Source organism: Rhodopirellula halodulae (assembly GCF_020966775.1).
GTDB lineage: Bacteria > Planctomycetota > Planctomycetia > Pirellulales > Pirellulaceae > Rhodopirellula > Rhodopirellula halodulae.
In genome coordinates, this window is sequence record NZ_JAJKFV010000032.1 from 4,130 (window position 1) to 26,818 (window position 22,689).

Annotated in this window: 19 protein-coding genes; 18 read left to right on the top strand and 1 reads right to left on the bottom strand. The window is 54.6% G+C overall.

Annotation, left to right across the window (positions count from 1 at the left end; all coding sequences use genetic code 11):
- A partial coding sequence (locus tag LOC70_RS23460) for a hypothetical protein (protein ID WP_230256498.1) occupies positions 1–304 on the bottom strand: 304 nt, incomplete at its 3' end.
- Between the two features lie 2,082 nt (positions 305–2,386).
- Here LOC70_RS23460 and LOC70_RS23465 point away from each other — a divergent pair.
- The 18 genes from LOC70_RS23465 (at position 2,387) to LOC70_RS23550 (ending at position 21,921) form a co-directional block, all read left to right on the top strand.
- Entirely contained in the window at positions 2,387–2,716 is a 330-nt protein-coding gene (locus LOC70_RS23465) for a hypothetical protein (RefSeq protein WP_230256499.1), read from the top strand.
- Positions 2,717–2,830: 114 nt separating this feature from the next.
- Positions 2,831–3,313, top strand: a complete 483-nt coding sequence (locus LOC70_RS23470) for a hypothetical protein (RefSeq protein ID WP_230256500.1) — start codon at positions 2,831–2,833, stop codon at positions 3,311–3,313.
- Between the two features lie 1,262 nt (positions 3,314–4,575).
- The gene (locus LOC70_RS23475; protein WP_230256501.1) at positions 4,576–5,052 is read left to right on the top strand and encodes a hypothetical protein; all 477 of its coding nucleotides are present in this window, start codon (positions 4,576–4,578) and stop codon (positions 5,050–5,052) included.
- A 57-nt stretch (positions 5,053–5,109) separates the two neighbouring features.
- Positions 5,110–5,571 (top strand): hypothetical protein, encoded by a 462-nt coding sequence (locus LOC70_RS23480; RefSeq protein WP_230256502.1) that lies wholly within the window; start codon positions 5,110–5,112, stop codon positions 5,569–5,571.
- 1,143 nt (positions 5,572–6,714) lie between these two features.
- Complete coding sequence (locus LOC70_RS23485) at positions 6,715–7,260, top strand: hypothetical protein (protein WP_230256503.1); 546 nt, start codon at positions 6,715–6,717, stop codon at positions 7,258–7,260.
- Positions 7,261–7,274: 14 nt separating this feature from the next.
- Entirely contained in the window at positions 7,275–7,754 is a 480-nt protein-coding gene (locus LOC70_RS23490) for a DUF3750 domain-containing protein (protein WP_230256504.1), read from the top strand.
- A gap of 86 nt (positions 7,755–7,840) precedes the next feature.
- Complete coding sequence (locus LOC70_RS23495) at positions 7,841–8,263, top strand: hypothetical protein (protein WP_230256505.1); 423 nt, start codon at positions 7,841–7,843, stop codon at positions 8,261–8,263.
- Positions 8,264–9,442: 1,179 nt separating this feature from the next.
- Positions 9,443–10,096 (top strand): hypothetical protein, encoded by a 654-nt coding sequence (locus LOC70_RS23500; RefSeq protein WP_230256506.1) that lies wholly within the window; start codon positions 9,443–9,445, stop codon positions 10,094–10,096.
- 98 nt (positions 10,097–10,194) lie between these two features.
- Positions 10,195–10,605, top strand: coding sequence for a hypothetical protein (locus LOC70_RS23505; protein WP_230256507.1), 411 nt, complete (start codon positions 10,195–10,197; stop codon positions 10,603–10,605).
- Between the two features lie 196 nt (positions 10,606–10,801).
- Entirely contained in the window at positions 10,802–12,166 is a 1,365-nt protein-coding gene (locus LOC70_RS23510) for an ankyrin repeat domain-containing protein (protein WP_230256508.1), read from the top strand.
- Positions 12,167–14,032: 1,866 nt separating this feature from the next.
- Positions 14,033–14,554, top strand: coding sequence for a hypothetical protein (locus LOC70_RS23515; RefSeq protein ID WP_230256509.1), 522 nt, complete (start codon positions 14,033–14,035; stop codon positions 14,552–14,554).
- 1,625 nt (positions 14,555–16,179) lie between these two features.
- Entirely contained in the window at positions 16,180–16,398 is a 219-nt protein-coding gene (locus tag LOC70_RS23520) for a hypothetical protein (protein WP_230256510.1), read from the top strand.
- Positions 16,399–16,595: 197 nt separating this feature from the next.
- Entirely contained in the window at positions 16,596–17,051 is a 456-nt protein-coding gene (locus LOC70_RS23525) for a YbjQ family protein (protein WP_390889108.1), read from the top strand.
- A 101-nt stretch (positions 17,052–17,152) separates the two neighbouring features.
- Positions 17,153–17,587 carry a hypothetical protein gene (locus LOC70_RS23530; RefSeq protein ID WP_230256511.1) on the top strand — a complete coding sequence of 145 codons (435 nt, stop codon included), beginning with the start codon at positions 17,153–17,155 and terminating at the stop codon, positions 17,585–17,587.
- Between the two features lie 110 nt (positions 17,588–17,697).
- Positions 17,698–18,129, top strand: a complete 432-nt coding sequence (locus tag LOC70_RS23535) for a hypothetical protein (RefSeq protein WP_230256512.1) — start codon at positions 17,698–17,700, stop codon at positions 18,127–18,129.
- A gap of 662 nt (positions 18,130–18,791) precedes the next feature.
- Positions 18,792–19,313, top strand: a complete 522-nt coding sequence (locus LOC70_RS23540) for a hypothetical protein (protein WP_230256513.1) — start codon at positions 18,792–18,794, stop codon at positions 19,311–19,313.
- 581 nt (positions 19,314–19,894) lie between these two features.
- Positions 19,895–20,485: a hypothetical protein gene (locus tag LOC70_RS23545; RefSeq protein ID WP_230256514.1), complete on the top strand. Its 591-nt coding sequence runs from the start codon at positions 19,895–19,897 to the stop codon at positions 20,483–20,485.
- Positions 20,486–21,483: 998 nt separating this feature from the next.
- Positions 21,484–21,921, top strand: coding sequence for an SMI1/KNR4 family protein (locus LOC70_RS23550; RefSeq protein ID WP_230256515.1), 438 nt, complete (start codon positions 21,484–21,486; stop codon positions 21,919–21,921).
- Positions 21,922–22,689 lie beyond the last annotated feature (768 nt).

Below are 22,689 nucleotides of genomic sequence, written 5' to 3' on the forward strand. Positions count from 1 at the left end.
GCACTTTCAACATCAAACCAATCGACGTTGCACACGATGGCGGACAAAACTGCGATCGGTCGCTCGCCACATCGAATCGCTCGAACTTGCAACATTTGTCGCGGTCATGCGAACGGTCGTCAACCTTTTTGACGAACGGACTGCGTTCCGGTTGCCAACCGATCGCCTCACCGCGACTCCAACGTTTCACCGCTGCGTACACTCCAGGAAACGATGCGAACGATGTCGATTGCGTCTGATGCAATCCTTTGACGTTCTCCATCGACATTGTACCCATCGCTTCCTCACCCGTCGGCGCGCTCATGATCGTCACTCGACGAATCCAAGTCGCTCGATTGGATCCACGAAAGTAATCCCGATAACCACGCGATGATGACGGAGCGGTGGTGGAGACCAACTCGACTTTCCAATCACATCCCTCGCCACCGCCCGCATATCGCAAACGTTATCGCGGCGACGAATCCAGGACGTGGCGATGACGATCTCGGTTGCTCACCACGCCATCGTTGATGCTCGCGAAGGGCCGCTCGACGGTTCAACGATGACACAATGAAAACGTTCAACACCAAAAACGTCCAACCAATCGACGTTGCACACGATGGCGGACAAAACTGCGGTCGGTTGTTCGAGACACTTCATCGCTCGATCCTGCAACATCCGTCCCGGTCAAGCGAGCGGTCGTCAACCTTTCCAACGAACGACTGCGTTCCGCTTGCCAACCGATCGCCTCACCGCGACTCAAACGTTTCCCCGCTGCGTAGACTCCCGGAAACGATGTGAACAATGTCGATTACGTCTGATACAATTCTTTGACGTCCTCCATCGACATCGTACCCATCGCTTCCTCACCTGTCGGTGCGCTCGAGATCGTCACTCGATGATTTCGAGTCAATCGATTGGATTAACGACAGTATTCCCGATAACCACGCGATGATGACGGAGCGGTGGTGGAGACCAACTTGGCATTCCAATCACATCGCTTGCCACCGCCCGCATATCGCTACCGTTATCGCGGCAACTCATGCCGGACGTAGCTACGCAGATCTCAGCTACACACAAGGCTATCGTCGGTGCTCGTGTTCGTCTTCTCGACGACGTATCTACGGCACGATGGAAACATCCAACACAGTGAACATCAAACCAATCGACGTTGAAAACCATGGCGGACACAACTGCGGTCGGTCGCTCGGCACACTCCGTCGCTCGACCGTGCAACATCCGTCGCGGTCATGCGAACGGTCGTCAACCTTTCTGACGAACGGACTGCGTTTTGGTTGCCAACCGTTCGCCTCACCGCGACTCCAACGTGTCACCGCTGCGTAGACTCCCGGAAACGATGCGAACGATGTCGATTGCGTCTGATACAATTTTTTGACGTTCTCCATCGACATCGTACCCATCGCTTCCTCACCGGTCGGTGCGCTCGTGATCGTCACTCGACGGTTCCAAATCGCTCGATTAGATCCACGATAGTATTCCCGATAACCACGCGATGATGACGGAGCGGTGGTGGAGACCAATTTGGCGTTCCAATCACATCGCTCGCCACCGCCCGCATATCGCAAACGTTATGCGTGAGACAGAAGCTCAAATCGATACTTGCGATCAGTGCTCACTGCCGACCAGACCAATGCTGGATGCCGGAACGATCTCCTGCTCCGAAATGCCGCGTGAAGTTCATGCTCGCGTTTGCGCCTGATCCGTGCACAAACAAAACACCACACCGCGTCCATTGTTCGTCGACGCTGAACCGACTGACACTCAATTGCTCGTGACCTCAACGACTCTCATCGAAATGAATCGCTCGGCGGACAATCGAACATCCACTCCACTCCATGCTCGTGGTCGCTCTCGGCTGCCGCGGAAATGCATAACCATAGCATGCACACGGAGCGGTGGTGGAGACCTACTTCACTTTCCAATCACGTTGGCTTCCACCGCCCGGTGATGCTGACCGTTATGCGTGAGACAGAAGCTCAATTCCATGCTTGCAATTGGTGCTCACCGGCGAGCCAACCGATGTTGGAATATGGAACGAAATCTCGCTCGGAAATGCCGCGTAGAATTCAATCTCGCGATTGCGCTCCCCTCGTGCCGAAACGACGCTCGACACCGCGTCGATGACTCGTCGATGCTGAACCGACTGACACTCAGCCGCTCGTGACCTCACCGACTCTCATCGAAATGAATCGCTCGGCTGACAATCGAACACCTACTCCGATCCATGCTCGTAATTGCGCTCGGCTGCCGCGGAAATGCATAACCATTGCATGCACACGGAGCGGTGGTGGAGACCTACTTCACTTTCCAATCACGTTGGCTTCCACCGCCCGGTGATGCTGACCGTTATCCGACTGAGGCTGCTAGATCCACGCCTGTCTGTGTCATGCTGTCATCTTTCAACCGCACCCGTAAAGTTGTCCTTGTTGCTGCAGCCATCCTTGTTGCAGTAACCCTCAGTTTCAGCTTTTACCTGATGCAGCAAGAAACCGCCCGGATGTGGCACCACCCCAACCCACACAAGACTTCGATCGACGATTGGGCAGCCAGATGGTACTCGAAAAATGCGAACTACAGGGTTGTTGCAGGCTGCGATTGCTGTGCAGGAGTCTACCAGGTCCGGGCATCGCGGCTCTCCATCTTCATGTTTCCTCGTGTCGTGGCAGATGGTATCGACTGGCAAGCTGATGGCTGGACACTTCCCGGGCGAGAATAACAGACGGCGGATAACCATCGGATGCACCGGAGCGGCGGAGCCGTGCGTTTTCGCAGTGGTAAGTCGTTCGCCGCCGCCCGGTGATCCGGGTCGTTACCCGACTGAAGACGTGCAATGGAATGCTTAACTGTAATCAACGTCCTCCTGTTGGTTCTGTCGAATGCTCCGCCGTACGTGCTGGACGCTCGCAGTACACTGCAACGATTTGAAGATTCTGACATCGAAACGCTGGGTCGTGACCCTTTTGCGGGGACCGGTCTTTGCGGTGCTTTGCTTCCCATTCACGTCCGGCGTGACGTTCACTACGTCTGTCTTCCGCGCGATGGATTCACGCTCGATGATCTCCGGCGACTCCGCAAACTTCCGAACCTAAAACAAGTACGAAGTCGCACCGCTCTGACCGAAGCGCAGGACCAAGCTGTCCGCGAATCTGTTCCGCCTGGCACTTGGCTCATATACAATGTTCGTCACCGGCTTGGGTCTGCCACGAATAGCGTGACGCTTCGTGCTGACGGAAGAGTCGCCGACGAAGACGTGAACGGCGATGGAATCGTAGACGAGAATGACATCCTGTTGCGGGACGAAGACGACGGGTAACCATCGGATGCAACGGAGGACCGGTGGCCGGTTTTCACGAATGGATGATCAACTCCCGGTCCCCGCTGATCCGTATCGTTATCCGACTGAATACCCATGCTTCAACGAATTGGATGCTGGCTCTCATTCGTTAGCATCGTACTCGCGTTCACTGGCATTCTAATTGGTAGCATTGTCCTGCTACGCTACTCACCGCTGCTTTACTTCCTGTTGCTCTCTGCGGTATTCATCGGCTTGACGCTGCATAGCGCGATTGCGAACCAACGCTTGTTTCGATTGGTTGGTTCCGTTGGTTTCTCCGATTTCGCTATTGACGTTCCACGCGAGTACGTTGGCATTTATCGGCCTCACTGGGAGGTCGGGCACATCACTGTGCCCCTCACACCGCGAGCGTATGGTCTCTTCCCTGCCTTTGAACGATGGTGCCCGCGACTTGCACCACCAGACTATGACGACGTCTTGCCTGACGGACGCGGGCCATTCATTATTCGTTTTATCGGTCGGGTATCGAAACGCGGATCATATGGTCATATGGGCTCGGCGGATCGTAAGGTCGTCGTGGAAACAGTCCTCGAATCCCGGCCCCTCAAGACCGGCGGATAACCATCCGTTGCACACGGAGCGGCGATGGCGGGCTTTTTTTTGAGACCAAACGGGTCATCGCCGCCCGGTGAACGGAACCGTTATCGCGGCAACTCATGCCGGACGTGGCTACGCAGATCTTAGCTACATACAACGCTATCGTCGGTGCTCGTGATTGTCTGCTCGACGATGCAACGCCGACACAAAGAAGGCGCCCAACACCTTGAACGTCCAACCAATCAACGATGAACGCGATGGCGGACAATACTGCGGTCGGTAGCTCGGGACACTCCATCGCTCGATCTCGCAATATCAGTCGCGGTCATGCGAACGGTCGCCAACCTTTCGGACGAACGACTGTGTTCCCGTTGCCAACCGATCGCCTCACCGCGACTCCAACCTTTTACCGCTGCGTAGACTCCCGGAAACGATGCGAACGATGTCGACTCCGTCTGATATAGTCCTTCGACGTTCTCCATCGACATCGTACCCATCGCTTCCTCAACTGTCGATGCGCTCGTTATCGTCACTCGACGGTTTCGAGTCGCTCGATTGGTTCAACAAAAGCATTCCCGATAACCACGCGATGATGACGGAGCGGTGGTGGAGACCAACTTGGCGTTCCAATCACATCCCTCGCCACCGCCCGCATATCGCTACCGTTCCCCGATCAGGAGTCAGTGATCGAATCAAATCCATACGCCGCGCCTCAACCTGCCGAAGCCGTCATGTCGCCGGAAGAAAACGCGATCCGGCGAATTCGACCATCGACGACCGGACTCATTCTAATGCTGTCGTTCCAATCGTTCGGCTACGCAATTGCTGGCGTGGTGGCCGTGGCAATGTTGGCTATCGGCGAGACTGTTGGCGCGACAATTTTTGGTATCTGTTTCGCCGTAGCACATTTTTTCGCTATGATTTTCATGATTCGATCTATGCGAAGAGTTCGTCGTCTTCAAGATCTACGCAACGGTCGAACTGCAGCGGTACTGGCGTGTATCCCTTTCGTTTCACCGGCGATCTGGATTGGCATACCGCTGGGCATTTGGCTATCCGTGGTCCTATTCAGGAAAGACGTGGCCGCGGCTTTCGACACCGCAATGTTGAAAAACGGGGAACCATCCGATGCACCCGAGTCGCCGAATCGGGCGTCTTGACAGTGGAAGATCTCTCGCGGCGACCGGGTGATCGGTGACGTTACCCAACCGAGACCATTGCGTTTAACACATCTGCTGACGTTTACAACAGCTACTATTCTGCTTGGCTGGTTTGCGTTCGTGACAATGCAATACGCTCAACATCGAATTCGGGTGAAAGGCATTGCACACCAGCTGCAGATGGATGACCGCGACTTTCATATCCTACCTGGAGCGCTCAATCCGCCGACCGCAATTGCTGCCGAAGAACGCTTGCTTGTGGTCGGCGAATCTGACAATGATTTTCTTCTCTGCAGCATTGTCCGCAATTCGCATTACACTGATTTCCGGGGACAATGGAAACTCGACGTCTGCTTTCGCCCCGACTTGCAACCAAAGCATCCCCGACTTGCGGTATGGGAATCGCTGGATCACTTCCCGACTGAAACAGACTTGAAGCGGTTTCGATCCGACGCGTTACGACAGCCATGGGTTAAATGGGACTGCCCCCAAGGGTCGAATCCGGAAAATGGTGGGTAACCATGACATGCACACGGAGCGGTGGTGGAGACCTGCTTCGCTTTCCAATCACACCGGTTTCCACCGCCCGGTGATGCCCGTCGTTATTCGTGTAAGAGAATGCTCTCTGTAAATCCCAGATGACCCCGCAGTACATCTTCTTTAACATGATACAGTGGTTTGGACCACTGGCATTGGCGAGCCTCATCCCTTTGGCAATCGTTGCGTCTATAACTCGTCCCGCTGCGTGGTCGAGATCTTACGCTATTGCAGTGCTACTCGTCGGGGCTGGCTCTTTGATCAACCATGTCGCATTAGTCCATTTCGGAGAACAAACGACCGATCCATCCACGGGAACCTTCACCAAATTTAATCCGCCACTACGACTCCTGGGCTTGTTTTTGCAATTCACCGGATACGTTTCTTGCCTACTCGGTTCCATCTTTTCATTCCGACTATTGTTCTCTGGCAATCGCTCCGCCATACCACCGGACTCGGAGTAACTGCTCGACCGATTGGCTAACCAGTGAGTGCTCCGTTACGAATAACCATTGCATGCACACGGAGCGGTGGTGGAGCCCCACTTCACTTTCCAATCACGTTGGCTTCCACCGCCCGGTGACGCGTGCCGTTATCCGACTGACAGCGTGGACATAGACTTCCTAAAATCACGACTGCGAACACGCATCAATGCGGCGAAGCACACGCGTCGCTCGCAAGCGGTCTTTACCGATGAGAACTACCACAATCCGCTCGTGTTGCAGGACTGTCCTCGGTGTGGTGGGCTTGGCACCATCGGCGTTCGGCTTTCCGACCCTTCTGTCGCAGCCGACGACACCTGTCCACAATGTAACGGAACCGGCATCACTGGTGACATTGAACTGTACTATCCGCACGCCCTTGAACGGCAGACCGCGATACCGAACGCAAGAGGATGGCTGGTCTGTCCAAACTGCGGTATTCGATTTACCGTACACGACGGCAACGCTTGGACCGGGTTGCGTCATCGTCCATGCGGACAGCCAATCAATATCCACGATGACACTGTTGACGCGAGTGACTGCGGATAACAGTCCAATGCACCCGAGCGGCGAAATCGGGCGTTTTGACAATGGACAATCTCTCGTCGCCGCCGGGTGATTGGTGACGTTACCCGATCGAAGCATGCACGTGAGCGCAATTACGAAACGTAGGCACATCCAGCTTATTGGGTTCGCGTTTGTGGTTGCGATTGGTTGGTTTGCGATTTCTCTCGTTAGAACGATCCGCGAGATTCCTGAAGCCTACGCTGCGTGGGACACAGGCACGCTCTTAACGACCTACATGGAGCAAAATGATGGCAGATGGCCATCCAATTGGGACGACCTTGCTACCGTAATCGGAGCAGGGCAACCGATGCTCTTCTCACGCTCAGACAGTGATGGGAATCCCATCTCGAACAGCGAGTACATCGACAAACTTCGAACAATGATCAAGGTTGACTGGTCCTTTGATCCCGTTCCCGGGACAACCGATCCCCCAGTTACTCGACCTGACGGCGACATTTTTCAAACGGTTTGGGTCGGCGGAGAGCCCAATGAAATGATAAGATCGTACATCGCTCACCATGCAGACAGTTCGGAGCTGACGGGTAACAATCCGATGCAACCGAGCGGCGAAGTCAAGCGTTTTGAGGTGGATAATCAACCGTCGCCGCCGGCTGATCGGTAGCGTTCGCCCAACTAATGCCGTTTCACCCCGAAGTGATTGTCGACCTATGGACGGCACGGATTCCGGGCCTTGGTCGTTTTGCGGAGCATCATTGGTTTGTAGTCTGCCGCGATGGCTCCATTGACCGCTGGGAGGTTTGGCAATCGCCTGACAAATGCGACACGTCTTGGTGCCACCTCCACCGAAACCTGCTGCGGCCTTCGTCCGGTGTTGGCAACGGCCCGGGGCGTCTCGTCTATCGCTGGTCGGGCGATGCTGCCGCCCGCCTCGCTGCAAGGATCGAATCCACCCCGAACAATTACCCATGGAATAATTATTACCGAATCTATCCCGGACCCAACAGCAATACCTACGTCCAATGGGTGCTTGGCCCACTGGATACTTTGGGTTGGCGGGGATTCGGTCGGCGATACGCAAACCCCACACGCCTCGCGAAGCTAAGGGCGAACAATGCCGTGCACCGGAGCGGCGATAGCGTGTTTTCATATGGCTAGTTTATCTCTCGCCGCCCGGTGACGGCCGACGTTACCCGACAGACATGAATGCACTTCCTCCTGAATCCTACGACGCCTAGTTGGCGATGAACGATGAGGAACAGGAACGCATCAAAGCCGACTTGTGGGACGCGTACTCTCGCGACAGAATTGACGTTCCGTTTACTGCACTCGCGCGGTTACTCGCATCTACAGATCAAACCGTTATTGACGGTGCCGTCGGCACATGGCACGGCGGTGAATACCTCCTCCACGTTTACGTGCCGCTCGACGAGATCGGAGATTGCCCAAAACCACTGGAGCAGCGATTCGAAGGCTTTCGCGTCTACTGGATGTGCTACCCAGAACCCGAGAGTCACTACGCCGGCATCTTCAATGTGCACGATCTACAACTGAGCATCCAAGGGCAACGTGTAACGGTCAATGCAAAACTGGTCGACCTTCGTGTCTACGTCGATGCTTTCGATTCCTCCGGTCAACCGCTTCTTGTAACCCGCCCTCGCATCTAAGACGGCGGTTTTTCTTTCGATCTTCCCGACTTTCACCCAGACACCGACGATACACATATTTTGCTTCACGGCGACGAAGGGCATTGGAATCACCAGTACACTGTCCGAAGATCAATACCTTGCCCCAAAGGCGGGTAACCATCGCGTGCACCCGAGTACGCGAGCTGGCCGGTTTCGAAATGGAAAATCTTTCGCGCGTACCGGGTGACGCGTGCCGTTATGCGTGAGACAGAAGCTCAAGTCCATGCTTGCAATTGGTGCTCACCGGCGAGCCAACCGATGTTGGATTCTGGAACGAACTCGTGCTTGGAAATGCCGCGTAGGATTCATGCTCGCGATTGCGCTCGAACCGTGCCGAAACGACGTTCGACACAGCCTGCATTACTCTTCGCCACTGAACCGACTGTCGCTCGACTCCTCATGACCTCGCCGACTTTCATCGATATGAATCTCTTGGCTGACAATCGAACACCTGCTGCACTCGATGCTCGCAATCGCGCTCGTCTGCCGTGGAAATGCATAACCATTGCATGCACACGGAGCGGTGGTGGAGACTCGGTACACTTCCCAATCACATCTCTCGCCACCGCCCGGTGACGCCGACCGTTATCGCGGCAACTCATGCCGGACGTAGCTACGCAGATCTCAGCTACACACAAGGCTATCGTCGGTGCTCGTGTTCGTCTTCTCGACGACGCATCTACGGCACGATGGAAACATCCAACACAGTGAACATCAAACCAATCGACGTTGAAAACAATGGCGGACACAACTGCGGTCGGTCGCTCGGCACACTCCGTCGCTCGATCTTGCAACATCCGTCGCGGTCATGCGAACGCTCGTCAACCTTTCTGACGAACGACTGCGTTCCGGTTGCCAACCGATCGCCTCACCGCGACTCCAACGTTTTACCGCTGCGTAGCCTCCCGGAAACGATGTGAACGATGTCGACTCCGTCTGATATAGTCCTTCGACGTTCTCCATCGACATCGTACCCATCGCTTCCTCACCTGTCGGTGCGCTCGTGATTGTCACTCGACGTTATCAAATCGCTCGATTGGATCAATAAAAGTATTCCCGATAACCACGCGATGATGACGGAGCGGTGGTGGAGACCAACTTGGCGTTCCAATCACATCGCTCGCCACCGCCCGCATATCGCAATCGTTACCCGACTGAATGAAACACGACCTTCCCACAATCGCTTACTCGATCTGCATGCAGAACGCGTGTGATGGTCCGTCGTACTGCGCGTACTACGAGGCTTACGGCCTCGAAATGTCTATGGACGACGAATGGCCGATCAACACGATTGTGGCTGCACCGCCCTATCTGGTCTCGAGGATCACGAAAGCTGCGGATGTACCGTCGATGGGTGCACTTGCGGCGGCTAGCTACCCGCCACCAAACGGTGACTATGAATCGTTGCGTGATAACGGCGCGTCATGGGTTATTGCGCATCCGTCCGATCCACTAGATTCGATCATTCAAAGTGGACTCAACGTCCTAGTTTGCTTGGAGTCGCTTGACGATCTTGGGCGGATCCTTAGATGCAAAAACTTGACAAACGAGAACGCGATTTTCGCCTTTCAAATTACTGGTACCACGTCCGTTGACGACGCTGCATCCGACGCTTCGCAAATCGCGTCCCGATTAAGTGACCACGGTCTCTCTGGGGCGCAGATTCTGGTCAGCGGTTCATTTGCACATGATAACCTGGTGGAATATGCGGGTTTACCCGGTGTCAACGGGCTGATGTTACTTGATGCTAGTTTCGATCGTATCATCGAACTGCTAAATCAATTCACCTCAAGACTTGAAAGTGGCGGGTAACCATCGCATGCAACGGAGCGGCGGTGGAGAGTTTATACAAGTGGTGGCCCAACTCCCGCCGCCCGCTGATGCGTACCGTTCCCCGACTGACGACCTAAATGGCAACGCAGCGCGACGAGTTTTACCCACCGCAGGATTTGCTGGCAGCGGTTGTTGAACAAATCGCGATTCCAACGCTATCCGAAGTCGCCAAAGAGATCGGTGTCACGTGTATGGCATCCGTACACGTCTGCGTTCGCGATGATCGGAAACACAAACTGAACATTGATGGGGCCGCCATTTCGTCGGACGCGGTTGACGAAAACACAGAGGTCCGACTTCGGTTCCGACGGACGTATCGCGACGATCGAGTGCTATTCGCAATGGATACTCAACATGATGACGTATGGCGTAAATCGGGTTTCTCTGGCGTTTGGCTTCACGGGGACATCGTAACTAACGATACCGGCACGGAATGCCGGATACGCGGCAAAACGATCTGCTACAATCAAGGCTGGCACAACTGGTAGCCCTGCTTGGATTCGGAAGAGCGGGGAACCATCCGATGCACCCGAGTCGCCGAGTCGGGCGTTTTGACAATAAAAGATCTCTCGCGGCGACCGGGTGATCGGTAACGTTCCCCGACTAAGCGGATACCGGCGCTGCTGGTCGAGCGAATCCTCATCGCATCTCTCTGGTTATCCGTGCTTCAAAGAGCCGTGTTTGATGAACAAACGCAAACCTATCGCGAGCCGCCGTGGCTCATTTACAACATGGGGAGATTCGAGTTGGAACGCGGTGTTGTTTCGCTCGACCAACGACTCGCTCGACCCAGCCGAAGCTTTGCTTTCCTGCAAAGCTGTCGCCGAAGTGCAACGAGACGTCACTGCAGAAACCTTGCAAGGAACCTTGGTGCCGCCTGCTGGAAAATGGGCGTTGGTTGTCACTCACAAAACCATGCCTTGGTCCACCATCGTTTGTAGCGAACACGGCGAATCCCTTTTTGGTGATGATGGATTGTTCTCTGATGTCTTCGGTGAGTCGTTGGTGACCGGGGATTCGGATAGTGCAGGAGTTGTCTATTTGCGGCTACGAAAGCACAACGGCATCGAATCGACCACCGAAATTGAATGGGTCAGTGATGGCGTGAGGTGGGAAACGCCCGATCCAGAAGATGATCCTGACGACGATGGCGACACCTACCTGGGCGGTGCTCGATTTTCCAGGAACGATGCGGAAGTCTGGTTGCAACAACGGACGTCCGCCGAAGACGCTCACCAAACGTTGTTGACTGATTTGGACGCCTACGTACCCAGTTTGCATTTTCAGCACGATGCAAAATTATCGAATGTCGGTCGCCTGGAAGCCGCTTATGGCCACGATGATTGTTTGAGCGATCGCTTCATTCAGCGGATTGACGTCATTCGCTTTGGGCCGCTGAAAGAGTTCACCCGCAGCGAAACAGCTAGCCGCGAACTTGAATCAGCGGTGGGCCGAGTCGATTTAGAGGCCGTGCGCACGGCGTTGAGCAAAGGAGCCACTACCGGTCGTCTTCCCGAATCACGCGATACGGCGTTGTGGCTGTCGCTTGAAGAAGCGTCTGGGTATGACGCGAAGAACCGCCCCGTAACGTTCGATGTGGTGATGGAACTGTTGCTGGCGGGGGCAAATCCAAACGAGCTGGCTGAGAGAGCAAAATCGCCAGTAGAGCAATTGCTTCAGATCGACTATGTACAAACACGAGGAAAGACGAAGAAAGCAATGGTGAACAGGCTGAACACGCTTGCTCTATTAGATAAGCTGATTGAATTTGGTTTGGACGTCAACGCAATTTCCTACGGCAGCTATGCCTACGGTTACCGCCCCTTGCACTCGACCGCATTACATAACCAACCTGAAATGGTTCGTCGATTGTTGGAAGCCGGTGCGGATCTCAAGTTGACCAATGACCGCGACGCGACACCTTGGATTTCCTTGAATAACCATTTTGAATCAATGGCAAACCACTTCAACAAGAGGCAAAGGGTCTCCATAGAAGACAATAGGGAACGGTATGCGGAAGTTGTGAGACTGATACGTCCTGATTCCTGATGTTTCGATTGCTCTATCGTGAACCCAATCCAATTCCAACTCTCGCAAGTTATGACCATGGTTCTTGTTCAATATCAAATCGGCGGGGAACCATGGGTTGCAACGGAGGCCGCGAGCCAGCGTTTTTGAAATGGTGAGTCGCTCGCGCGGCCCCGCTGAACCCTACCGTTCCCCGACTGAGGCACATCGGAATTGGCAATCGAAACCTTAACTGGAGCATCGCGGGCATTGCTCGATTGACGGCAACGATCGCGGTCCTGCTTACTTGCTGGATCGTCGCTGACAATCAACGGACAACGTACACGGGAACGTTCGGCGTGCTTCCCACATCCGACGACTCACTCCACGATTGGCTGGAACAAGCCGACTACACCAAAATCGAGATTGTCCGACGCAATAGGACAGTGACGGTAACCACAAGGGCAAATTGTTTCGACGGTCGTTTCCTTCACTTGCCTTGGGAAGACCTTGGCTACGGCCAGCCAAGCAGCCTTCATACAAACATCGAGGTGCTGGCTTCGCGTATTTTTGTAATCCCCATGATAGCCGCGATCGTCATTTCGCTCACTAGTGCTAGATGCCGTAGAGACCTACGCCGCTGGTGTCACTTCCGGTCGCCCCCAGGATGAAGCGGGGGAACAATCCAATGCACCCGAGCGGCGAAGTCGGGCGTTTTGAAATGGACAATCGCTCGTCGCCGCCGGGTGATTGGTGACGTTATCGCGGCGACTCATGCAGGACATGGCGATGTCGTTCTCGGTTGCACACCACGCCGTCATTGATGCTCGTGACCGACTGCTCGACAATTCGTTGATGAAACGATTGAAAGTTCAAGACGTTGAACATCAAACCAATCAACGTTAAACACGATGGCGGACACAACTGCGATCGGTCGCTTGGCTTACTTTGTCGTTCGACCATGCAACATCCGTCGCGGTCATGCGAACGGTCGTCAACCTTTCGGACGAACGGACTGCGTTCCGGTTGCCAACCGATCGCCTCACCGCGACTATAACGTTTCACCGCTGCGTCGACTCCCGGAAACGACGCGAACGATGTCGATTACGTCTGATACAATCCTTTGACGCTCTCCATCGACATCGTACCCATCGCTTCCTCACCCGTCGGTACGCTCGTGATCGTCACTCGACGGTTCCGAATTGCTCGATTGGATCCACGATAGTATTCCCGATAACCATGCGATGATGACGGAGCGGTGGTGGAGACAAACTTGGCGTTCCAATCAAATCGCTCGCCACCGCCCGCATATCGCAAACGTTATCCGACTAACGACAGATTGAACGGTCGCATCAATCCATACGCCTCACCCCAACCCGGGTCGCTCGATTTCACTCGCAGAGGCGTCACGCGGATTCCGCGTCCACTTGCCGCGCACACAAGGAAAACTGTCAACCGTTTCGGACTCTTCCAATTGATCTGGCCGATAGCAGTTGCATACTGGACCGCCTCATTTGTACTCGATCTCTGGGCACTGTTCATCGCAACAAACGGTTTGCGTATCACCCCCGCTTCGTTCAAACGCTTTCCGTGGACTGCCGTGATGTGCTGCGTCTACCCGATCGCCTTCATCGTCTCCGTAAACGAGTACGACCCTTACAACGTCTTGAACTGGGTTCCATCTCGTTTCTCGCCGGTGCTTGCGTTGCAACTGGTATCAGTGGGTTGGTCGATGTACGCCGCATACTGCATATTGCGATGTTTCTTCTCGCATAAACATGTCGCTGACAACGGATAACCATGCCGTGCACACGGAGCGGTGGTGGAGAGTTGGTACACTTTCCAATCACATCTTTCGCCACCGCCCGGTGACGGCTGCCGTTATGCGGCTGAATTCTCGGTTGACCAATGAGCCAAGTCAACTTCTTTATGGCCGCAACTGACGAATCGGAGTTTTTCGGTTTTCTCTCACAACGTGGTGACACGACTGCTGTTGCAGGACGCTCGTTTCCGTCGTCCAGTCCCCCGACCCTCGACCTATCATTGCCTGGCCTGCCAAACGGCAACGACATCACGTTGTTGCATCGCGAAATCTCGCAAACCCCCTCGTGCGGCGATGATGGACTGTTTCGGTACGAGTTATTCCGGCATGCCTTCATTGAATTCTCGCGAAGCGTACGCAGTGACGAAGTGATGATCTCGGGGCGAATCTACGCGAAAATCGGATGGCTCGATGATTCAGAAGCAAACGAAGCGTTTCGCGCGTGGTACAACTCGATCGAACGATGGATCAAGAAGCGATACTCCAAGATTCACGACCACTGGTGGGTGGGGCCGAGTGCCGAGACTTGGTCGCGATCGGGCGGTCAACTTGCTTTGGGAAATACCTTAGCTGCACGCGTGTCACTGGCAGATGGTCCATTTGGTTGACACCTATGCCTCATTGGTCGCATAACAATGACGTGCACCGGAGGACGGCATAGGGCGTTTACAGATGGACCATCAAACCGCCGTCCCCGGTGACGTCGGCCGTTATGCGTGAGACAGAAGCTCGACTCCATGCTCGCGATCAATGCTCATAGCCACTCCGACCGATGCTGGATACCGGAACGATCTCGTGCTCGGATATGCCGCGTGAAATTCATGCTCACGATTGCGCTCCTACCGTGCTGAAATGTCGTTCGACGCCGCTCACACTAATCGTCGACGTTGATTCGACTGACACTCAAGTGCTCGTGACCTCACCGACTCTCATCGAAGTGAATCGCTCGGCTGACCATCGAACACTTACTCCGATCCATGCTCGTGATCGCGCTCGGTTGCCGCGGAAACGCATAACCATTGCATGCACACGGAGCGGTGGTGGAGACTAACTTCACTTTCCAATCACGTTGGCTTCCACCGCCCGGTGATGCTGACCGTTATCGCGGCAACTCATGCCGGACGTAGCTACGCAGATCTCAGCTACACACAATGCTATCGTCGGTGGTCGTCTTCTCGACGACGCATCTACGGCACGATGAAAACATCCAACACAGCGAACCTCAAACCAATCGACGTTGAAAACAATGGCGGACACAACTGCGGTCGGTCGCTCGGCACGCTCCGTCGCTCGGTCTTGCAACATCCGTCGCGGTCATGCGAACGGTCGTCAACCTTTCTGACGAACGACTGCGTTCTGGTTGCCAACCGATCGCCTCACCGCGACTCCAACGAATCACCGCTGCGTAGACTCCTGGAAACGATGCGAACGATGTCGATTGCGTCTGATACAATCCTTTGACGTTCTCCATCGACATCGTACCCATCGCTTCCTCACATGTCGGTGCGTTCGTGATCGTCACTCGACCTTTGCGAGTCGCTCGATTGGATTCACTACAGTATTCCCGATAACCACGCGATGATGACGGAGCGGTGGTGGAGACCTACTCGGCGTTCCAATCACATCCCTCGCCACCGCCCGCATATCGCAAACGTTATCCGAATGAAGTGTCCGGGCCAACTTGGTTACAATGCCTGCATGACCAGCCCTTGCACGCCAACACCCGCCGCAGCTGATGGCCAGCAGCATGTCAATCCACACCCCTTGCGATTGGTAAGCATTGCAACGCTGGCTGCATTGGCTGTCGCCGCCGGACTAGGGCCCCATCTGCTCTTACTGGTACTTGGATGCGCTGTCCTGAACTTTGCATCGGTGATCCCGCTTTCGCTCGCTGCTTCAGTTCGGCTCGGTTGGATTTCTCTATTGGCCGGCCTATCTTTTGGTGCGACTCTGCTATTCACGAACTGGGGGTTTTCGACGCCGAATCCCGTTGTGCGTGTGTCTTGGGTCACCCTCGTCCCCGCATTCCTCCTAATGCTTTGCTGGATCGCCTATCCTTTGTTTCCAACAATTGTCCAACGGCTGCTTGTCCCCAGAACGGAAAACGAATAACCATTGCGTGCACACGGAGCGGTGGTGGAGACTCGGTACACTTCCTAATCACATCTCTCGCCACCGCCCGGTGACGCCGAACGTTCGCCAACACAAAGTCTATTCCTGGTTTCGTAGCACCATGCCTAGCAACAAACCCTGGCTCGACGGCCCCTCTGCAAAAGACCGAGCCACCGCAAAGATGTGGCAAGGCGGACCGTTTTTTCTAATTGGCCTGATCAGCACCGCCGGAACGCATTATCTGCTGGGTATTATTTGGATCTGGACCGTCATCATTGGAATCGCTGGTTTGTTCTGGTTTCTAACCGGGTTGATCACACACTACACCGGTATCGAATAGTGACTTTGGCCACGACGCAGTCAACACGCATCCTAGGCGGGATTTCCCACGCGGCATCGATTGTTGAATCGATTTGGCGAACCATCCAATGCACCCGAGCGGCGAAGTCGGGCGTTCTCAAATGGACAGTCTCTCGTCGCCGCCGGGTGATTGGTGACGTTATCCGACTGAATCACATAAGAAGCGAGGCTCGAAACATGCCCTGGACTTGCCCGTCGTGTGGCAATGAAACCGACCTTGGATATAATATATGTTGGACATGCCGTGCTCCACGGCCCGGCTCAGGAGTTGCTTCCGAAACGGCCCACACAAACCTACTTATCACGACGACACCGTCATTCGCAACGCATGAGATCGACGAGTACTTTGGACCGGTGTTTGGTGAAACGATCTACGGTGCGAATGTCTTGCGAGACTTTTTCGCCGCAATTACCGATGTCGTCGGTGGAAGCTCCGGCGAATACGAGACGCTATTGATTCGTGGGCGTAACACCGCAATGTCAGAGATGGCTGAACGCGCCATGAAACTCGGTGCGAATGCTGTCGTTGGCATGCACTTCGACTACTCGACGGTCGGTAATTCAATGCTGATGATTTGTTGCAGCGGAACTGCCGTCAATGCTGTGCCCAACAGCATTCCAGAGGGCGGATAACCATTGCATGCACACGGAGCGGTGGTGGTGACCCACTTCACTTTCCAATCACGCTGGTTTCCACCGCCCGGTGATGCCGAGCGTTCCCCGACTGAAATGTGATGGGATACGATCTTCACATCACCCGGAACACTGAGCCGTGCGAAGACGACTTCGACGGTGGCATCGGCTTTGATGAATGGCGATCTTACGTCAACGCTGATCCCACGTTGCGAATCGATGGATACGCGGAAGCGTGCGGTCCGAATGGGGAGACTCTGCGTGTGACCGACGATGGAATCACGGTTTGGATTGATCACCCAACCGCAAACGGTGAACACGGATGGGCGTGGATACACTTCCGCAGCGGCGAGATATGTGTCAAAAGTCCGGATCAAGAGTTCCTTGCCAAAATGCTTTCAATCGCTGCCGATCTCAACGCCGTTGTTGTCGGCGACGAGGGTGAACTGTACGAACGACCGGATGACCACGGAGTGCTTCCGGCCGCTGCAAACGCGAAGACACTCAAGGGAAAACCGTGGTGGCGATTCTGGTAGATCAAAAGCGCGGGGAACCATGCGATGCACACGGAGCCGCCGGCCGTGTTGGTTAATTATGGATCACTGGTTTCGGCGGCCCGGTGATCGCTGCCGTTATCCGATTGAACATGCACGCCCCGTCACTGATCGTCGCTGAGCGTTTCGATCGTATCGTTGCCGACATGACGACAAGGGGAATTGGTCGTCCCGAGGGTTTAGCGGAGAATGATCAAGCGATCTACTACATTGTCGCCACTCGATGCGAGATTGACATGGGTGGCTTCAACTCGGTGTTCGACCAGTTGCTCTCTGAAACCGAGATCTTAAAGCTGGTCGATATCCTTTATCGATTGCATTCAGCTGCGTTAGCGAACGCATTTTTTCGTGCTCATGGTTTATTGCGCGATGCAGGCTTTTTCGATGATGATGGTGATGGCGACAAGATGGTCACGGACTACGACAGAGCAGATGGCACTGGCCTGCTTAACGCGATAGAGTCGGAAATCAGAGAGGGTGATCAACTGTGGGACCTGGACAGCGAACTTGCCGTTCTTCCATGACTGCGACCGAACGAATAACCATGACATGCACACGGAGCGGTGGTGGAGACCTGCTTCGCTTTCCAATCACACGGGTTTCCACCGCCCGGTGATGTCCGACGTTATCGCGGCGACGAATGCAGGACTTGGCGATGCCGATCTCGGTTACACACCACGCCATCGTCGATGCTCGCAATCGTCTGCTCGACGGTGCGTCAATGACACGATTGAAAATTCAAGACGTTGAACATCAAACCAATCGACGATGAACACGATGGCGGACAAAACTGTGATCCGTCGCTCGATCAAGCAACATGCGTCGCGGTCACGCGAACGGTCGTCAACCTCTCGGACGAACGGACTGCGTTCCGGTTGCCAACCAATCGCCTCTCCGCGACTCCAACGTTTCACCGCTGCGTAGACTCCCGGATGCGATGCGAACGATGTCGACTACGTCTGATACAATCCTCTGACGGTCTCCATCGACATCGTACCCTTCGCTTTCTCACCTGTCGGTGCGCTCGTGCGTGTCACTCGACGCTTCCAAGTCGCTCGATTGGATCCACGACAGTATTCCCGATAACCACGCGATGATGACGGAGCGGTGGTGGAGACCAACTAGGCGTTCCAATCACATCCCTCGCCACCGCCCGCATATCGCAAACGTTCGTCGGATCGAAAGCGTGAAATTCAGCCTCAGAGCACTTTTGATTGTGTGCCCGGTGCTTGGCTTGCTCGTGGGCTGGACACTTCATGAGTTCAGCTACGAGACGGCTCTCGGTCGCAGCGCGGCTGATCTTTACTTTGCTGACGATGTTCGGTTCGACACCGATGCGAACATTTCGATTTCTCTTTCCGGTGACAAACCAGAATCATTTGGCGACGTCGCGGCAGCATGTTTCTCCGGAGACTCCAGGATCAACAGTCGGACCATCGACGCATTGTTAGCGATGCCAAACTTGAAAGTCGTATCGTTCGACCGTTCGACTATAGATCGCGATGCATTTAAACGACTTCATACGAGCACATCGATCGAATTGATTGGTTTCGGCGGCACCAATATAGCTGACGAGGGTTTACTCTCTTTGGTTCCCCTGAAATCACTTCGGGTGGTTGACGTATTTCAATCTGATGTCACACCGCAGGGCGTTGCACAATTTCGCGCTGCCAGACCAGATGTGCATGTTCAGAATTGGTACAATTAAAAACCGACGAACCAAGCGATGAACCGAAGTCGCGGAGTCGCCGCTTTTGACAATGGAAAATCGTTCGCCGCGACTCGGTTATCGCGGCCATTATCGCGGCGACTCATGCAGGACATGGCGATGTCATTCTGGGGCGCACACCACGCCGTCATTGATGCACGTGACCGACTGCTCGACGATTCGTTGATGAAACGATTGAAAATTCAAGACGTTGAACACGATGGCGGACACAACTGCGATCGGTCGCTTGGCACACTTTGTCGTTCGACCATGCAACATCCGTCGCGGTCATGCGAACGGTCGTCAACCTTTCGGACGAACGACTGCGTTCCGGTTGTCAACCGATCGCCTCACCGCGACTCCAACGTCTCACCGCTGCGTAGACTCCCGGAAACGATGCGAACGATGTCGATTACGCCTAATACAATCCTTTGACGTTCTCCATCGACATCGTACCCATCGCTTCCTCACCTGTCGGTGCGCTCGTGATCGTCACTCGACGATTCCAAATCGCTCGATTGGATCCACGACAGTATTCCCGATAACCACGCGATGATGACGGAGCGGTGGTGGAGACCAACTTGGCGTTCCATTCACATCGCTCGCCACCGCCCGCATATCGCAAACGTTATCCGACTTATATGACCGGACCTTACGAACCTCCCAACGCGTTGGCGGCGCCTCCGGGGCGATCCGACCTTGCCGCTTCGCGAACCCGCACGCAATGCGTTGCAGGGCGAGTGGTAGCTTCTGTAGTTTGCGTGACTTCTGCACTGGGCTTGCTTTACAACTTCAGTTCCATCCCCAGCTTGTTGTCTCGCGACGATTCTACTTGGACTGCACCGCCCTACTTTGAGCCCGCGTATTCGACCATGTCGTTTTTCTGCACGTCTTTCTATACTTGCCTTATTTACTATTCAACGCGACTCTGGACCGGACGTTACGGCGCATCCCGAGCAATTACCTGTTTGCTTGCCGCCGAAGTTGGTTACTTCTTTGCGTCCTCATTTCTATGGGTCACTCCGACGATCGGACGCGGTGTCGCTGCCGCAACTGGAGTTGCGAACGGTGGCCTGATGGTTCAGTTTCTCATCCTGTTACCACTCTGGGCTCCGATTGTCTTTGCTTCCTTTCGCCTTTACGATCAACGCCCAACTCGATCCGGCGGATAACCAAGGAATGCACCGGAGCCGGGTGAGGCGGTTTCATCTAGTCGAGACTCCATCGGCCCCGGCCCGGCGATTCCAATCGTTATTCGGTTGACATCTCCGCCCATACCGGAACACATCCACGTTCAGTGCTCGAACCTCCGCTCGCCCATTCCCAACCCTGCGCCTTTCTTGCGCATGTGGCGTATTCGCCGACAGTAAACTACCCGCACTGGTCGAAACCGAAGTCGCGTCTCACACGCCACCGATGTGGCCGAAGGCTAACGATCGCGACCGGCAGTCTCAACTCTAGGATCGGCTGACACCCGAACCCAATCAGATCTCGCTGCAGGGCGTGATGCGATTCTCGCCTGCGTTTTCCCTGCGGGGCTTGGCCTTCGCTTGCGACGCCGGCAGCGATACAACACGGGCTCATTCTCGACGAAACCGTCGCCTCGACCCAGAGCACTCCGAATAACCATTGCGTGCACACGGAGCGGTGGTGGAGACCTGGTAACCTTTCCAATTTCATCTCTCGCCACCGCCCGGTGACGCTAAACGTTATGCGTGAGACAAAAGCTTAGATCCATACGCGCGAGCAGTGGCTACTGCCGACCCAACCGATGCTCGATACTGGAACGATCTCGTGCTCGGATATACCGCGTGAAATTCATGCTCGCGATTGCGCTCCAACCGTGCCGAAACGAAGTTCGACACCGCGCCAATGACTCGTCGACGCTGAATTGACTGACACTCGAGCGCTCGTTACCTCACCGACTCCCATCGAAATGAATCTCTCGGCTGACAAACGAACACCTACTCCACTCCATCCTTGTGTTGGCACTCGGCTGCCGCGTAAATGCATAACCATGACATGCACACGGAGCGGTGGTGGAGACCTGCTTCGCTTTCCAATCACACGGGTTTCCACCGCCCGGTGATGTCCGCCGTTCGTCAGTAAAACACTTATGTCTTGGCCATCGCATCTCCGACTCGAGGTCAACGAACCATTTGACGCTTCGTTGGTTTCTGAGATAGAGCATTCCATTGGCGTGACGCTACCGAAACAGCTACTCACATTTCTTAAAAACACGAATGGTGGTGGATACGTTGACGATTTGCTTGCTGAATGCGAAGTGCCAACTCCTTTTGGAAAAGCAAACATCGTGGAAATTGGCAATCTGAAAGGAATGCTCCGACTTCTCGATTCTGACGTCGCTCCCCGCAATATGATTTGCATTGGTCAAGGTCATTTTGGAATTGCGACCTGTGTTTCGATCGCCGGGATAGATCATGGTTGCGTTTATGCATTTGATACTGAAATGCGGTATTTCTGGACCCCAGAGACGCTAGCGAGTTACCCGAAACTGGATCCAACGATCAGAGAATTCTTTCGCATGCGAGAGTTGCGAATTGTCGGAACGGCCTTGGGGCTACGAGAACTGCTATCTTATTGCTGAAAGCCTCGACACATACTTGACCAAGCTTCATCCGGCCTCGTGAAGATGACGAACCATCGGATGCACGTGAGTCGCCGAGTCAACGTCTTTGAAGTGGTCAGTCTTTCGCGGCGACCACGTGATCCGTACCGTTATCCGACTAAGATTCTCAACGAACCACAATAGCTGACGCATTGATGCCATACGGCTTTCATCTAATCGGAACAATTGTTCGCGGTACGAACGATGCCCCCACGCTTGTCGACGCAGAATGGATTGCGTTAATCGGCAGAAGGCCTGAACTCGTCGATGGACCACCACAGTACGGACGCAATCCCGCAACTGGTGAACGGATCGTCTTGCGTCGAGGGATTACTTGCCGAGGGATCTCGAACGACGTTGGGCTAATCGGATATTTTGACTTTCAGTTCTGGGAATATACTGACGCGAATGACGGATCTGCCTACGGAATCGTTGTTGTCGGCTCTGCCGAAGGCTTCGAGGAAGCAGTAGCTCAACACGCCACTGAGTATGCAGGTCTGCTCAACGCCAAATTCGAAAATGCGACAGCAAGCGGCGGATAACAATTGCGTGCACACTGAGCGGTGGTGGAGACCTGCTTCGCTTTCCAATCACACTGGTTTCCACCGCCAGGTGACGCTGACCGTTATCGCGGCGACGAATGCAGGACGTGGCGATGACGATCTCGGTTGCTCACCACGCCATCGTTGATGCTCGCGAAGGGCCGCTCGACGGTTCAACGATGACACAATGAAAACGTTCAACACC

Excerpts from the sequence above, each read along its gene's own strand:
- LOC70_RS23485 (WP_230256503.1), top strand. The coding sequence starts at position 6,715 with ATGCACGTGAGCGCAATTACGAAACGTAGGCACATCCAGCTTATTGGG.
- LOC70_RS23490 (WP_230256504.1), top strand. The coding sequence starts at position 7,275 with ATGCCGTTTCACCCCGAAGTGATTGTCGACCTATGGACGGCACGGATT.
- LOC70_RS23535 (WP_230256512.1), top strand. The coding sequence starts at position 17,698 with ATGCACGCCCCGTCACTGATCGTCGCTGAGCGTTTCGATCGTATCGTT.
- LOC70_RS23515 (WP_230256509.1), top strand. The coding sequence starts at position 14,033 with ATGAGCCAAGTCAACTTCTTTATGGCCGCAACTGACGAATCGGAGTTT.
- LOC70_RS23495 (WP_230256505.1), top strand. The coding sequence starts at position 7,841 with ATGAACGATGAGGAACAGGAACGCATCAAAGCCGACTTGTGGGACGCG.
- LOC70_RS23505 (WP_230256507.1), top strand. The coding sequence starts at position 10,195 with ATGGCAACGCAGCGCGACGAGTTTTACCCACCGCAGGATTTGCTGGCA.
- LOC70_RS23520 (WP_230256510.1), top strand. The coding sequence starts at position 16,180 with ATGCCTAGCAACAAACCCTGGCTCGACGGCCCCTCTGCAAAAGACCGA.
- LOC70_RS23510 (WP_230256508.1), top strand. The coding sequence starts at position 10,802 with ATGAACAAACGCAAACCTATCGCGAGCCGCCGTGGCTCATTTACAACA.
- LOC70_RS23530 (WP_230256511.1), top strand. The coding sequence starts at position 17,153 with ATGGGATACGATCTTCACATCACCCGGAACACTGAGCCGTGCGAAGAC.
- LOC70_RS23525 (WP_390889108.1), top strand. The coding sequence starts at position 16,596 with ATGCCCTGGACTTGCCCGTCGTGTGGCAATGAAACCGACCTTGGATAT.
- LOC70_RS23465 (WP_230256499.1), top strand. The coding sequence starts at position 2,387 with ATGCTGTCATCTTTCAACCGCACCCGTAAAGTTGTCCTTGTTGCTGCA.
- LOC70_RS23470 (WP_230256500.1), top strand. The coding sequence starts at position 2,831 with ATGGAATGCTTAACTGTAATCAACGTCCTCCTGTTGGTTCTGTCGAAT.
- LOC70_RS23500 (WP_230256506.1), top strand. The coding sequence starts at position 9,443 with ATGAAACACGACCTTCCCACAATCGCTTACTCGATCTGCATGCAGAAC.